Here is a 14617-nt window from a genome sequence, read left to right as displayed (position 1 = left end):
CCCCGTACGGGGGTCGTGGATCGAACGGCGGGCGGGAGCCGGGGGGGGGGCGCCCTCGGTGCGCCACCCCCGGCCGAACCGCTTCTGCTGGATCAGTTCCCGAGGGCACCCTCGGCGAGCAGTTGCCGCAGTTCCTTGCGGCTGGTCTTGCCGACGCCGGTCTCGGGGAACTGTTCGATCACCACGACCGCGTCGGGCATCTTCCACGCCGCGACACCCCGCTCGCGCACGAACTTGCGCACGGAGGTGAGCGTCGGTCGCTGCTCCGGATCAGTCGGCTGCACGAAAGCGCAGATACGTTGTCCCAGCACCGGGTCGGGCGTGCCGACGATCACGGCGTCGCGGATGCCCGGATGCTCGAGCAGGTGTGCCTCGAGCTCCTCGGCGGAGACCTTCTCGCCGCCGCGGTTCACCCAGTCGCCCGCGCGGCCGGCGACCACGAGGTTGCCGTCGGGGCGGATCGAGACGATGTCGCCGGTGCGGTACCAGCCGTCGGCGGTGAAGCTGCGGGCGTCGGCCTCGGGGTTGTCGTAGTAGCCGCGAATCGTATACGGGCCCTGAGTGATCAGGTTGCCCTGTTCGCCCGGCGCCACCTCCACACCGTTGTCGTCGACGACCGCGATCTGGTCGAACTCCGACATCGGCCTGCCCTGCGTGCTCACCACCACGTCGATCGGGTCGTCGAGCCGGGTGTAGCAGACCAGGCCCTCGGCCATCCCGAACACCTGCTGCAGGGTGACGCCGAGCGCGGGACCGATCCGGCGCGCCAGCTCGTCCTGGCAGCGGGCGCCACCCACCTGAAGTACCCGCAGGCTCGAAAGATCAGGCGTGTCACCGGCTTCGGCGCGCTCGGTCCACAATCGCGCCAGCGGTGGCACCAGGCCGGTGATGGTGACGCCGAACCGCTCGATCAGCGGGAAGGCCGTCGCCGGTGTGGGATCGGGCGTCATGGCCACCGCACCACCGGCCCACAGCGCGCCGAGAATGCCCGGCGAACTCATCGGGAAGTTGTGGGCCACGGGCAGCGTCGCGAGATACACCGTGTCGCTGTCGAGTTCGCAGATCTCGGCGCTGCGGCGCACGCTGTAGAGGTAGTCGTCGTGGGTGCGGGCGATGAGCTTGGGGATGCCGGTGCTGCCACCCGAGAGCTGCAGAAACGCGACGTCACCGGCCGACGATCCCGGCAGTTCCACCGGCTCGTCGCGGAATTCGGCGATATCGTGCGCGCGCTCGGGCAGTTGCTGGCCCTCGTCGAGGACGAGCAGCACATGCCGCAGGCTCGACACCTTCTCCCGCACCGTCGCCGCGAGCGCCGCGTAGTCGAAGCGTTGGTGGGTTCCGCAGGTGATGACGGCCGTCGCGGCGGCGGCCTCGGCGATCGGCACCAGCTCGGCGGCGCGGTGCGCGGGCAGGCAGAAGACCGGCAGTGCGCCGAGCTCGAAGAGCGCGAAGACCACCTCGACGAATTCGGCCCGGTTGGGCAGCTGCACCAGCACCCGATCGCCCGGCGTGATGCCGAGACGGGCCAGACCGGCGGCGAGCGAACGCGCACGGTGATGGAGTTCGGCATAGGACCAGCTGTGGGCGGTGTCGAGAACCGCGATCCGGTCCGGTGTGGCGGCGGCACGCGCGGCGAGAACATCGCCGAAAGTGTCACCGGTCCAGAGATTGTGGGCGCGATAGCGGTCGGCCAGGTCGGCGGGCCAGGGGGTGAAGCCGGCGAAGGCGGGTTCGGTCAAGTCGAGCACCTCTTTCGAGCAGGCGGTTCGGTGTTTCGGCCAAAAGTTATGAGGGAAGCTAACCAAATAGCTGACAGTCAGGTTAGGCTAACCTCATGTCTAATGGTGATTCTCGCGGTCGGGTCGTCGTCGTCACCGGCGCGGCCGGGGGCATCGGCGCTGCGATCGCCGCGCGCTTCGCTGCCGAGGACCGGGTCGTCTCACTGTGGGACCTCGACCCGGCCGTACACCGGACCGCCGCCGCGATCGCGAAGCGGTTCGATGCTGCCACCGACCGTCGCGGCGCCGGAAGTGCCGCAGTGGCCACGCTATCCGCGCCCGACGTGCACGGCGTCACCGTCGATCTCACCGACAGCGCAGCCGTGCGGGCGGCCTTCGACCGGCTCACGGCCGACTACGGCGCCGTCGAGGTGCTGGTGCACGCGGCGGGCGTGATGGTCGGCGGCCCCGCGCTCGAACTCGACCCGGCGGACTGGACGCGCTGTCTCAGCGTGAACGCAACCGCGACCATGCTGGTCACCCAGCGTGCCGCCGCCGAGATGGTCGCCGCCGGGACCGGGGCGATCGTGGTGGTCTCCTCCAATGCCGCGGCCACGCCCCGGGTCGGCATGGCCGCCTACGGCGCCGCCAAAGCCGCGGCGACCGCGTTCACCCGGTCGCTCGCCTTGCAGGTGGCGCCGCTCGGTGTGCGGGTCAACCTGGTCTCCCCCGGCTCCACCGACACCCCCATGTTGCGCGACATGTTCGGCGGCACACCGCTGGACGACGCCGCCGAGACCGCGCTGCTCGACGGTGATCCCGCCGCCTACCGGCTGGGAATCCCGTTGCGGCGCATCGCCACTCCCGACGACATCGCGTCGGCCGTCCACTTCCTGGCGTCCGACGGCGCCCGCCACATCACCATGCACGACCTGCGGGTCGACGGTGGCGCAACGCTAGATATGTGACCGAGAGGATGATCCCCATCAGTACCGCCAGTTCAGACCCCGCTTTTGTGCTGTCCCGTCCGCAGCGGACCGTGTCCGCGACCGCGGGCGGGACGGTTTTCCGCTCGGCACACGACGCGATCACCGCGCTGCGCAGTGGCCGGATCAGCCACATCGTCGGCGCACTGCCCTTCCGCCCCGGCGCACCGACAGCGCTGTGGGCGCCGGAATCTGTGACGATCACCGACGCGCCCTACCAGCCCCGGATGCTCGAGCGCGATTCGGAGCCCCTGCCACAGTTCGCCTTCGACGCGGCGCTTCCCGCACCCGAGGAGCACCGCAGGCGCGTCGCCACCGCTGTCGAACTGCTGGCCGACCCCGCCCATCCCCTGCGAAAGGTCGTGCTGGCACGGGCGATTCGGGCCCGCTCGGCGACTCCGGTTCGCGCACTGGACATCCTCGACCTGATGGTCGCCTCGGACCCGATGTCGAACGGTTTCCTGGTCGATCTGTCCGCGGCGGGCGGGCGATATCCCGGCCGCCATCTCCTCGGCTCCAGTCCGGAGATCCTGGTGCGCCGTGACGGGAACAGCGTCGTGAGCTATCCGCTGGCCGGCTCGGCCCGCCGGGTACTCGACGACGGCGATGCCGACCGGGTGGCCGCCGACATGCTGCTCGCCTCGACCAAGGACCTGGCCGAACACCGCTTCGTCACCGATCAGGTGTCGGCCGTGCTGCGTGACCGCTGCGCCGAAGTACACACTCCCGCACCGGAACTCATGGCAACACCGGCGATGTGGCACATCGGTACGCCGATCACCGCGGCCGTCCCGCTGGCCGGCCCGTCGGCACTCGAGCTCGCCGTAGCGCTACACCCCACCCCGGCGATCTGCGGCACACCGACCGTCGCAGCCGCCCGCCTCATCGCCGAACTCGAGGGTGAACGCGGCTTCTACGCGGGGGCTGTCGGCTGGTGCGATGCCGACGGCAACGGCGAATGGATGGTGAGCATCCGCTGCGCCGAGCTGTCCGAGCACGGCACCACGCTACTCGCGCACGCGGGCGGCGGGATCGTCGCCGCGTCCGACCCGTCCGCCGAATTGGCCGAGACCACCGGCAAATTCCAGCGCATCCTCGCTCCGCTCGGTATCGCGGATCTGCCCGTCACCGTTGGCTGAGCCGACTTCCGCTCGAACGAAAGACCGTCATGCCTATCCCCCCGATCGCGCCCTATCCGATGCCGGGCGTCGACGAGTTCACCGCCGACCAGGTCGACTGGACTGCTGAACCAGGACGTTGCGCCCTGCTGATCCACGATATGCAGCAGTACTTCCTCGACGCCTACGACCTGCACCGCGACCCCGCCCGCACCCTGATCGCCAATATCGCTCTGCTGCGCGACCGCTGCCACGAGCTCGACATCCCGGTGATCTACACGATGCAGCCCGGTAATCAGCACCCGTCGCGACGCGGCATTCTGGCCGACTTCTGGGGCAGCGGAATGGCCGAGGGCGCCGACACGCAGGTCATCAATGCCCTCGCGCCCGAACCGCAGGACATCCAGGTGACCAAGTGGCGCTATTCGGCGTTCCAGCGCACCGACCTGCGTGAACTGCTCGGTTACTACCGGCGCGATCAGCTCCTGGTCACCGGCGTCTACACGCACATGGGCTGCATGCTCAGTGCCGCCGAGGCATTCATGGGTGATGTGCGGCCGTTCCTCGTCCACGACGCGACGGCGGATTTCAGCCGCGACGAGCATGTGATGGCACTGAACTACGTCGCCCGGCGTTGCGGGGCGGTGGTCGGGACCTCGGAGCTGCTGCGTCAGCTCGATCCCGCACAGGTCGAAGCAGACGCCTGACCCGTCGGCGGACGCTCCGCCATTCGAACCAAGACAAGACTGACTCGCCTCGCGCGGCTGCCGGACTCTTCCCGAGTCCGGCAGCGCCGCGTGGGGTGGGTGGAGAACTTTGACGAAGGAGTTGCTGTGGGCTCGGTGGAACGGGACGACGTGAGCGCCGACCATCCCGGATTACCGCTCACCGGAGCGCAATTGGGCATCTGGAACGCGCAGCGACTCGACCCCGAGTCGCTCAGTTACCTGGTCGGCGAGGTGCTCGAGATCTCGGGTGCGCAGGCAGTGGATGTGCCGTTGCTGGACACCGCGATTCGCCGGACCATCGCCGAAACCGACACGATGCGCCTGCGATTCAGTGAGACTCCCGAGGGGCCGCGGCAGCGGATCACCGAGCTGGAACCGGAGCTGCGTCCACTCGTCGATCTGCGCGGTGAAGCCGACCCGGTCGCCGCGGCGCACCGGCTGGTCGCCGCCGAACGCGAACGCGCCGCGACCTATTGCCGCGACATGGTCGACCGGCAGCTCTACACCTACACACTGCTGCGCCTCACCGACAACGACGTGTGGTGCATCCAGCTCTATCACCACCTGATCATCGACGGCTACAGCGCGGCCATGGTGTCGCGCCGGGTCGCGGCCCACTACACCGCCCTGCGTCGCGGTACCGAAGTGCCGCGCCTGCGCTGGGGGTCGGTGGAGACGCTCGTGGCCGAGGACCTGGAATACCGTGGGAGCCAGGCGCATCGGCAAGACCGCGAGTACTGGCGCGACCGGCTCACGCCGCTGCCGCCGCTGGACGGGCGCGGGCGGGCACCCGAGGGCGTGGTCGAGCAGACCCACGAGGTGCGCGCGGTCCTCGACGCCGACCTGATGGGTCGCGTCAAAACAGCGGCCACCGAGGCCGGTATCACGTGGGCCGACGTGCTCGTCGCCGGTTACGCGGGATTCGTGCACCGGCTGCTCGGTGAGACCGATGTGGTCATCGCGCTGCCGGTGATGGCGCGTGTCGGCAAGACCGCCCTCACCACCCCGTCGATGGCGGTCAACGTCCTGCCGCTGCGAGTTTCGGTGTCCGGTCAGGACCGCCTGGGTGAGCTGGGCAAGCGGGTGGCCGACGCACTGCGAGAGATGCGCGCCCACCAGCGTTTTCGCGGTGAGGACCTGGCCCGCGAATTCGGTGGGGCACAGACCGGTGCCCTGCTGCACGGCATCGGCGTCAATCTCAAGGCCTTCGACTTCGCCCTCGATTTCGACGGTGCCACCGGCACCCTGCGCAATGTGGCCGGTGGGCCGCCGGAAGACCTCGGCCTGACCGTCACCCCGCTGTCGGAGGACCGCGTCCAGCTCGGCTTCGAGGTCGACGCGCGGTCTTTGGACGCGGCCACCGCGCGGCGACGGATGGACGCGCTGGTCACGCTGATCACCGAACTGGTCGATGCCGACGAGCCGATCGGCGCGATCACCCTGTACCCGGCCGAGATCGCGGCCGACATCGCCGTCGAGCGCGCCGGCGCGGCCCTGCCCGGTCGTCCCGACGACGTCGTCGAGGTCTTCGACCGCATGGTCGCGGCCCAGCCCGACGACATCGTCCTCGTCGACGGCACCCACCGGCTCACCGCGGCGGAACTCGGTGCCCGCGTGCACCAGCTCGCGCGCTACCTGCGTGGCCGAGGCATCGGCCCCGAAGACATCGTCGGCATCGCCCTCCCCCGCTCGGTCGACCTGGTGATCGCCCTGCTGGCAGTGCAACACGCGGGTGCGGCCTTCTTGATCCTCGACATCAACCACCCCGCCCAGCGCCTGGCAGACATCATCGACGACGCCGATCCGGCCTTGATTCTGACGAATGACATTGTCGCGGAAGCGGTCTTCGCAGAGCGGCTCACGACTGACGGGTCCCCGGACCGGACTTCCGCAGCGCAGGCGGACGGCCTGTCCATGACTGGCGACGTGGTGAACCGCCATGTGGCACCGGGAATACTCCTGTTGTCGGACAACGGGGTTCGAGCAGCCATCACCAGCCTGCCGAGCGGGCCGCTGTCGATGGCTGAACTCGCCGCGCCTCGTTCAGCCGGCCATCTCGCCTATGTCGTGTACACCTCGGGCTCCACCGGCAAGCCGAAGGGTGTGCAGATTTCGAGCGGTGCGATGGCTCAGCTGTTGCACCACCACCGGTGCACCGTCTACGCCGATACCGCCGGGCGAGTGGGCGGGCGGCAGCTGCATGTCGCGCACACCTATTCCTTCGCCTTCGATGCGGCCTTGGACCAGCTCTTGTGGCTGTGGTGCGGGCACCGGATCCATCTGTACGACGTAGATATCCAGAAGGACGCGTCCGCGCAGGTAGCGGCGTTGCGGACCGATCGCATCGATGTCGTCGACACCACCCCCTCGATGGCGACCGCGCTGATCGACAACGGGTTGCTCGGCAGCGCACACCGTCCGGAGCTGTTGTTGCTCGGTGGTGAGGCGACGCCACCCGCGTTGTGGACGGCCATCGTCGCGTCGAAGGTGGTCGCCCGCAACATGTACGGCCCGACGGAGGCAACCGTCGACGCGCTGAGTGCGCCGGTGACGGGTGCTGTGCCGCACGTCGGTGGACCGCTGGCGGGTACCCGCGCCTACCTGCTCGACGGCGCGTTGCAGCCGGTGCCCGACGGTGAGATCGGCGAGTTGTATTTGGCGGGGCCACAATTGGCTCGCGGGTACCTCGGGCGCATGGTGGTGACGGCGGAGCGGTTCGTCGCCGATCCGTTCGCGTGCGGGGAACGCATGTACCGCACCGGTGACCGGGCACGCTGGCTCCCCGGCCACGGCTACGACTACCTCGGGCGCGCGGATTCCCAGATCAAGGTCCGCGGTTACCGCGTGGAACTGGGCGAAGTCGAGGCATCGCTCGGCGCGCTACCGGGGGTAGCCGCAGCGGCCGCCACTATCCGCAAGTCCGGCGACAGCACCCGACTGATCGGTTACCTCGTCCCCGAGACCGGCCGCACCCTCGACGCCGACCAGCTCCGTCAGCTGCTGACCACCCTGGTCCCCGACCACCTGGTCCCCTCGGCCCTGGTGATCCTCGATTCACTGCCAACCACCGTCAACGGAAAACTCGACCGCGCCGCCCTCCCCGCACCCCAACTGACCGCCACCGGCCGACCGCCACGCACCGAGCAGGAGCGGGCACTGTGCGGAATCGTCGGCGAAGTCCTCGGCCTGGCGCAGGTCAGCGCGACCGACGACTTCTTCGGCCTCGGCGGCGACAGCATCACCGCCATCGGCGTGAGCAGCCGCCTCCGCGCCCTCGGCTGGGAACTCCAACCCAAAACCCTCCTCGCCCAACGCGACCTGGCCACCATCGCCGCCACCGCCCAGACGGCCGAAGCCCGCACCGACGCCCCGACCCCGGACGAACCGACCGGTTCCGTCCCGATCCCGCCCATGGTCGGGGCACTGTTCGAGGCGAACGCGGACCCCGGCACCATCGCCGGCTACGCCCAGTGGACAGCCCTGACCCTCCACGAAGACCTCACCGTCGACCACCTCACCACCGGCCTGCAAACCCTCCTCGACCGTCACGACTCCCTCCGCCTCGTCCTCGACGGGTCCGGCACCGACGCCCGGCTCGAGGTCGCCGCAGTGGGCACCGTGCGCGCGTCCGATCTGGTCCGGGAGGTCGCTCCCCCACGCACCACCGATGTCGCGGCGCACACGGAAACCGCGCCGATCGCCCACCTCGATGAAACTGCCGACGCCACAACACGACCGGAGCGCGCCGGGGCACCGCAGCACATTGAGTCGAGGCGCGCGGACATCGGTGCCGCCACATCCCGTACGGACCCGGCGCCGAGGCTTGGTGGGATGGCTGAGCTCACCGAGTCGGTCGCAGTCGCTCTGGCGGGGGAACTGGCGCCCACCGCGGGTGTCCAGATTCGTGCCGCGCTGGTACGTAGCGGGCACGCCGTCGCCGATCGGTTGGTGCTGGTTGCCAATCACCTGGTGGTAGACGGTGTTTCGTGGCGAATCCTGGTGCCCGAGCTGTATGAGGCCTGCTCCGCCGCAAAGGAAGAACGCCCCGCGCGACTGGCTGGGAAGGGGAGTTCGTGGCGGCGGTACGCCACGCTGCTCGCCGAGTCCGGTGTTGCGGGCGAGTACCGCGCGGAGCTGGCGCACTGGGAGCGCGCGCTCGGCGACGCGAGCGTCGCACCCCTCGGGGAGAGAGCGCTCGATCCCGCTGTAGACCTTGTCGAGAGCGCCGAGCAGACAAGGACTTTCGCTACACCGGCGATCACCGAAGCCTTCCTCACGACACTGCCCACCGCCTACCGAGCGAAGACCGACGATGTATTACTCGCGGCACTCATGCTCGCACTCAACGCTTGGCGGCACGAGCGCGGCGAGTCGCTCGAACCGGGCAGGCCGGTCACCGTCGAGGGTCACGGGCGCGAAGCATTGCGCCCCGACACCGATTTCGCTGGCACCGTCGGCTGGTTCACCAGCGAGTTCCCGGTGTGGACGCCCGCGACCGGCATCGACGATCCCGCCGGACTCACCGAGGCCTTGTCCGGTGGCGCGGCGGCCGGACACCTGCTGCGCGCGGTCAAAGAGGCCAAGCGCGCTGTTCCCGGCAACGGTGTGGGCTACGGCGTGCTGCGCAGGCTCGACCCCGAGACCGCGCCGCGATTCGCCGGTCGCCGCGCACCGGAGGTGCTGCTCAACTACCTCGGCCGGTTCGGTGGCGGTGGAACTGCAGGTTGGAGCCTGCCCGAGCACGACGCGTTCGCGGTGACGGAACCATCGGAAAAGGCACTCACCGAGGTGCTTTCACTGAATGTCTTCGTGCACGAATCCGCGCGGGCCGGTGCGCCGCGGCTGGCCGTGGAGTGGACAGCCGCGAGCCGGATTCTCGGCGCCGACCAGGTCGCGGAAATCCAGCGGCACTTCGAACTCGCGCTGGAGGCGTTCGCCGCTCACGCGAGGTTGTATCCCGGCGGACTCACACCGTCGGACTGCCCCGGCGTGATCGTCGACCAGGACACCATCGACGCGCTGGAGGACGCGCACGGCCCACTGGCCGAACTTCTCCCGCTGTCGCCCTTGCAGGAAGGGTTGCTGTTCCACGCGATTCGTGACGGTGCCGACGACGTCTACACCCTGAGCGCCCGCGTCGACCTGCACGGCCCCCTGGACGGCCCACGGTTGGCGGCGGCCTTCGACACCGTTGTGGGCAGACACCCGACCATGGCCGCCGCCTTCCATTTCGAGGACCTGGACCAGCCGGTGCAGGCGGTTCCACGTTCGGTCGGCATGCCCTGGCGTGAGGTCGACCTCGCCGATCTGCCGCCGCGCATCGCGGAGGCCGCCGCCGACCGGCTCGAGGCCGAAGCGATCCGCCACCGATTCGCGGTCGACCGCTCACCGATGTTGCGCGCCACCCTGATTCGCCTGCCACGCGACGCACACCGCCTAGTGCTCAACACCCACCACCTGGTGATCGACGGCTGGTCGACCCCGATCGTTCTGCGCGAAGTACTAGCCACCTACCACGGCGACGAGCTCCCCCCGGCCGCCTCGTACGGCGACTACCTGACCTGGCTCGGCACCCGCGACCGCGAGGCCGTGCGCGCCGCCTGGTCGCAGCGACTCGCCGGGCTCGAAGCGCCCACAATGGCGCGCGATCTGATCGCCGATGTTGCCCATAGCCACCGGGACCGCGAGGCCCGCCCGTGCCGGGACCTTGCGTCGCAGCAGCGTGAAGTGCGGCAGCGGCAAGTTCCGATGCCCGAGTCGCTCGCCACCGCACTCGCCGAGCTGGGCCGCCGACGCGGCCTCACGATGAACACCCTGGTGCAGGGCACGTGGGCGCTGGTGCTCGCCGCGCTCAGCGGCCGCACCGACGTCGTGTTCGGGGCCACTGTCTCCGGCCGCCCCGCCGAGCTTCCCGGTGTGGCAGGCATGGTCGGCCTGTTCGCCAACACAGTGCCCGTTCGCTGCTCCTTCACACCTGCGCGCCCACTGCTCGACCAGTGGGCCGACCTTCAGGAAAACCAGTTCGCCATGCAGGACTTCGACCACGCGAGCCTGGCGGAGATCGAACGGGTCGCGGGCCTCGGCACCCTCTTCGACACCCTGGTCGCCTTCGAGAACTTTCCCAACTCCGGCCCGGGACAACCGGACTCCCACGACCTGCGTCTCGGCGAATTCCACAACCACGGCAACACCCACTACCCACTCACCCTGATCGCCCCGCCGGGCGACCAGCTGGAGCTAGTGATCTGGTATGACCGCAGCGTCGTCCCCGAGCCCGTCCTCCATCACATCGCCGACCGGATCACGGCGATCCTCACCGCCGTCGCCACCACTCCGGACACCGCTGCGAACCATTTCCTCGACCCACTCACACCCGCCGTCCCCCAGCGACAAATCAGCGCACCGGAACCAGCGGTCGCCGCACCTAACACCATCGCGAGCGCGCTGAACGATGGGGAACAGTGCGTCGCAGCGCCGATCGTCGAGTCGTCCGCACTCCCCGACCCCTCCGGTACAACGTTGGCCGAATGGGGTATTCCTGTCGATCCAGCCGCCCCCGCGGTCACCGCCGAAGGTGTCACCATCGACTTCGGCGAATTCGATGCCAGGGCCAATCAGGTTGCGCGGTGGCTCATCTCGCAAGGTGTCGGTCCCGAGACCGTGGTTGCCGTTGCTATGCCGCGCACCATCGATTCGGTCGTCGCGGCGCACGCGATCTGCCGAGCCGGTGGCGTCTATCTTCCGATCGATCCGGAGCAACCCGCACAGCGCATCGAGAAGATCCTCGATACCGCTTCTCCCGCAATGGTTCTGCGCTCGCTCGACGAAGCGGGCATCCGCTCGGCGGACGAGCGATCGCCCGACCACGAGCGAGGCGGGTTCGCCGACGCTCCGCTCACCGATGCGGACCGACTCGCCCCGCTGCGTCCCGCCAATACCGCCTGCCTGCTCTACACCTCCGGCTCCACCGGTGTGCCGAAGGGTGTGAGCCTGTCGCACGCGGCGATCATCTCCACCTTCGAATGGCTTCAGCGTGAGGTCCGGTTCGGCCCGGGCGACACCATGCTCTACCGCACCCCGCCGATCTTCGACGCCTCGCTGATGGAGATGTTCCTGCCGCTGCACGTCGGCGCCCGGATCGTGCTGACCCGCCCCGGCGGCCACCGCGACCCCTACTACCAGGCACAACTCATGAGCGCGGAGCGAGTCACGGCGATGTGGATGACGACCTCCATGCTCACCGTGCTCGCCGAAGAGGCCGATCTCTCGGGATGCGCGGACCTTCGCTGCGTCCTCACCGGCGGTGAAGTGCTGCCGGCGGCGACGGCGCAGCGGATGCGCGCACTCACCGGTACCGCTGTGTACAACTTCTACGGTCCCACCGAGGCGGCGATCGGCTTCACCTTCCACGAGACCGTCGACGCCGACACCACATCGGTCCCGGTCGGTGCACCCGCCGACACCGTCCGCATCCTCGACGACCAGCTGCACCCCGTCCCCGAGGGCACCGTCGGTGAGCTCTACATGACCGGAGTGCGGTTGGCGCGCGGCTATCTTGCCCGTCCCGACCTGACCGCCGCAGCCTTCGTCGCCGACCCGTTCGGCAGCGGCGAACGGATGTACCGCACAGGTGATCTGGTGAAACTGAACCCCGACGGCGAACTCGACTACATCGGCCGCACCGACAGCCAGGTGAAGTTGCGCGGCCAGCGCATCGAACTGGGCGATATCGAATCGGCCCTGCTCACGTGCCCCGGCGTGGCCCATGCGGTGGTACAGCTGCGCGAGGACACACCGGGCGATCAGCGGCTGGTCGCCTACCTCATGGCGAAGTCCGGAATCACGCTCGACACGGATTCGATCCGCGAACAACTGCGAAACAAGCTGCCCGCGTATATGATTCCCGCCGCCGTTGTCGTGCTGGATCACATCCCCCGCACAGCGACGGAGAAGATCGATCGCCGGGCGCTCCCAGCACCGGAGTCTCGCACCGCGGACGGCAATACTCTCGACACCATTCGCGCGGCAATGGCTGCCGTCCTCTCGGTCCCCGAGATCGGCACCGACGACGACTTCTTCGACAAGGGCGGCCACTCCCTGCTCGCCGTGCGACTGGTCGGCCGACTCACCCGCGCGGACCTACCCGTGGTCCTCGACGACGTCTTCACCGCCTCGACCCCCCGCGAGCTCGCAGCCCGCATCGGCGCGGCCGACCCCACCACCCCACCGAAGGACGGTCTCGCCGGCCTGGGCCGCCGCCTCGATCCGGTCCTGGAACTGCGCGCCGAGGGCTCGGTCCCGCCACTGTTCTGCATCCACCAAATCGGCGGCACCGCATGGAAATACGCTCCCCTGGCAAGGCTGCTTCGGGCCGAACGACCCATCATCGGCCTGCAGATGCCCCACCTCACCGAGCCGACCGCCCGGACACGCACCCTCGACGACCTGGCGCGCTACTACCTGGCCGCCGTCCGCCGCATCCAACCGCACGGCCCGTACCACTTCCTGGGCTATTCGCTGGGCGGCAATCTCGCCCACGCCATGGCCGCCATCCTCGAAGCCGAGGGTGAGCAGGTCGGCTATGTGGGTCTGCTCGACTCGCACCCGCTGTCGAACCTGACCGAGCGGGCCGCCGCGACCCTGGCGGATCCTTCCGGAATGGCCGCACTCGTACCCGAAATCGGCGAGTACCCAGCCGAATTGGCTTCCGTGGTAACCCAGGCCGCGACCGAACTGCTGCGCATGGTCACCGAGTCCGAGTCCCCCTCCTACAGCGGCCCGATGGCCCTGTACTGCGCGGACAACGGTCTCGAACCCGAGCGCGTGCACGCCCAGCTCACCGGCTGGCGGGCCGCGGGCGCCCAGCTGGTGGTCCGGCGACTGCCCTACACCCACAACGAGATCGCGATGCCGACCGGCTGGATCGAGGTCGCCGCGCTCATCGACGCGGATCCCGCGATCCGCACCTGAACTTCCACCTGGATAGAAAGAAGGAACAACTCCTATGTCAGCGCACCGAATGACGGCCCGCATGCGCGCCGCCGTCGCACTCCTGATCGTCGCGGTGACCGCGACGGCAGTGGGCTGCGGCACCTCCACCTCCGAAGGGTCGACCGACACCGGCACCCGCCAGGTGGAAACCGCCAAGGGCCACATCACCGTGCCCGCCGACCCACAGCGCATCGTGGTACTCAACGGCGCCCTCGCCGGATTCCTCTACGACCTGGACGCGAACGTGAAGGCCGCGGATCCGCGCATCCTCGGCGTCACCCTCGCACCCGGCGAGTTCCCCCCCTCCTGGGCCGCCGACGCGAAAGAGCAGGGCACCGAAGCGGTCCCCTCCGGTGACGACCTCAATCTGGAGTTCATCGCCGCCCAGCGTCCGGACCTCATCATCGGCGGCGGACCCGGCTTCCCCGGCCTGCAGACCATCAAGAACTACGACAAGCTCAGCGCCGTCGCACCGACCGCCCTCGTCCCCTCGGACCTCGCCAACTGGCAGGACCAACTGAAGACGGTGGCCGACTTCGTGAACCGCGCCGACAAGGTCGAGCCCATGATCACCGCCTACAAGGACCGGGTCGCGGAAGTGAAGGCGAAGCTGAAGATCCCCCAGGGCGCGACCTCGGTGATGCAGTCCCAGGCCGACGGCAAGCCCATCCTGCTCGCCCCCGGCACCCCGCTGTCCAACCTCCTCGCCGACGTCGGCTTCACCATCGACGACAAGATCGAGGCCAAGGCAGGCAACCCGCCCCGCACCCAGGCAGGCGACTGGGTCACCTTCAGTCCCGAACTCCTGAGCACCGTCGCCGACGCCCCGGTCCTGTTCGTGATCCTGCTCGACGGCGGCCGCAACATCCCCCAGCTGAAGCAGGACCCGGCCCTGGCCATGCTCCCCGCATTCCAGAAGAACCAGGTCTACGAACTCCCCGCAGCCAGCAAGCGCCCGGACTACCGCCAGTCCATGGCCACCCTCGACCTGCTGGCCGACACCTTCAAGTAGCCACGCGACAGCGAGAGGCCCCGCCGGTGAAATACCGGCGGGGCCTCTCTTGTTCGATGTCGCT

At 69.1% G+C, this 14617-nt stretch carries 6 protein-coding genes; 5 read left to right on the top strand and 1 reads right to left on the bottom strand.

The features are described 5' to 3' along the window. Nucleotides 1-92: 92 nt before the first annotated feature. Nucleotides 93-1748, bottom strand: a complete 1656-nt coding sequence (locus tag LDL21_RS25650) for a (2,3-dihydroxybenzoyl)adenylate synthase (RefSeq protein WP_225282083.1) — start codon at nt 1746-1748, stop codon at nt 93-95. A gap of 86 nt (nt 1749-1834) precedes the next feature. On the opposite strand from LDL21_RS25650, the gene LDL21_RS25645 reads away from it, so the two are divergent. From LDL21_RS25645 to LDL21_RS25625, 5 genes are all read left to right on the top strand, one after another. Beyond that, nucleotides 1835-2686: an SDR family oxidoreductase gene (locus LDL21_RS25645; protein ID WP_225282082.1), complete on the top strand. Its 852-nt coding sequence runs from the start codon at nt 1835-1837 to the stop codon at nt 2684-2686. Continuing rightward, nucleotides 2683-3843, top strand: coding sequence for an isochorismate synthase (locus LDL21_RS25640; protein ID WP_225282081.1), 1161 nt, complete (start codon nt 2683-2685; stop codon nt 3841-3843). Before LDL21_RS25645 ends, LDL21_RS25640 begins: the two co-directional genes overlap by 4 nt. Before the next feature lie 29 nt (nt 3844-3872). Continuing rightward, on the top strand, nt 3873-4529 hold the full coding sequence (locus LDL21_RS25635; protein WP_067490608.1) for an isochorismatase family protein: 657 nt from the start codon (nt 3873-3875) through the stop codon (nt 4527-4529). Between the two features lie 126 nt (nt 4530-4655). Further along, complete coding sequence (locus LDL21_RS25630) at nt 4656-13520, top strand: non-ribosomal peptide synthetase (RefSeq protein ID WP_225282080.1); 8865 nt, start codon at nt 4656-4658, stop codon at nt 13518-13520. A gap of 34 nt (nt 13521-13554) precedes the next feature. Continuing rightward, nucleotides 13555-14553 (top strand): ABC transporter substrate-binding protein, encoded by a 999-nt coding sequence (locus LDL21_RS25625; RefSeq protein ID WP_225282079.1) that lies wholly within the window; start codon nt 13555-13557, stop codon nt 14551-14553. Nucleotides 14554-14617 lie beyond the last annotated feature (64 nt).

Origin of the sequence: Nocardia rosealba (assembly GCF_020216065.1) — a bacterium.
GTDB classification, from domain to species: Bacteria; Actinomycetota; Actinomycetes; order Mycobacteriales; family Mycobacteriaceae; genus Nocardia; species Nocardia rosealba.
Note: the sequence above shows the minus strand (reverse complement) of the source record. Positions and strands in the feature narration are given on the sequence as shown.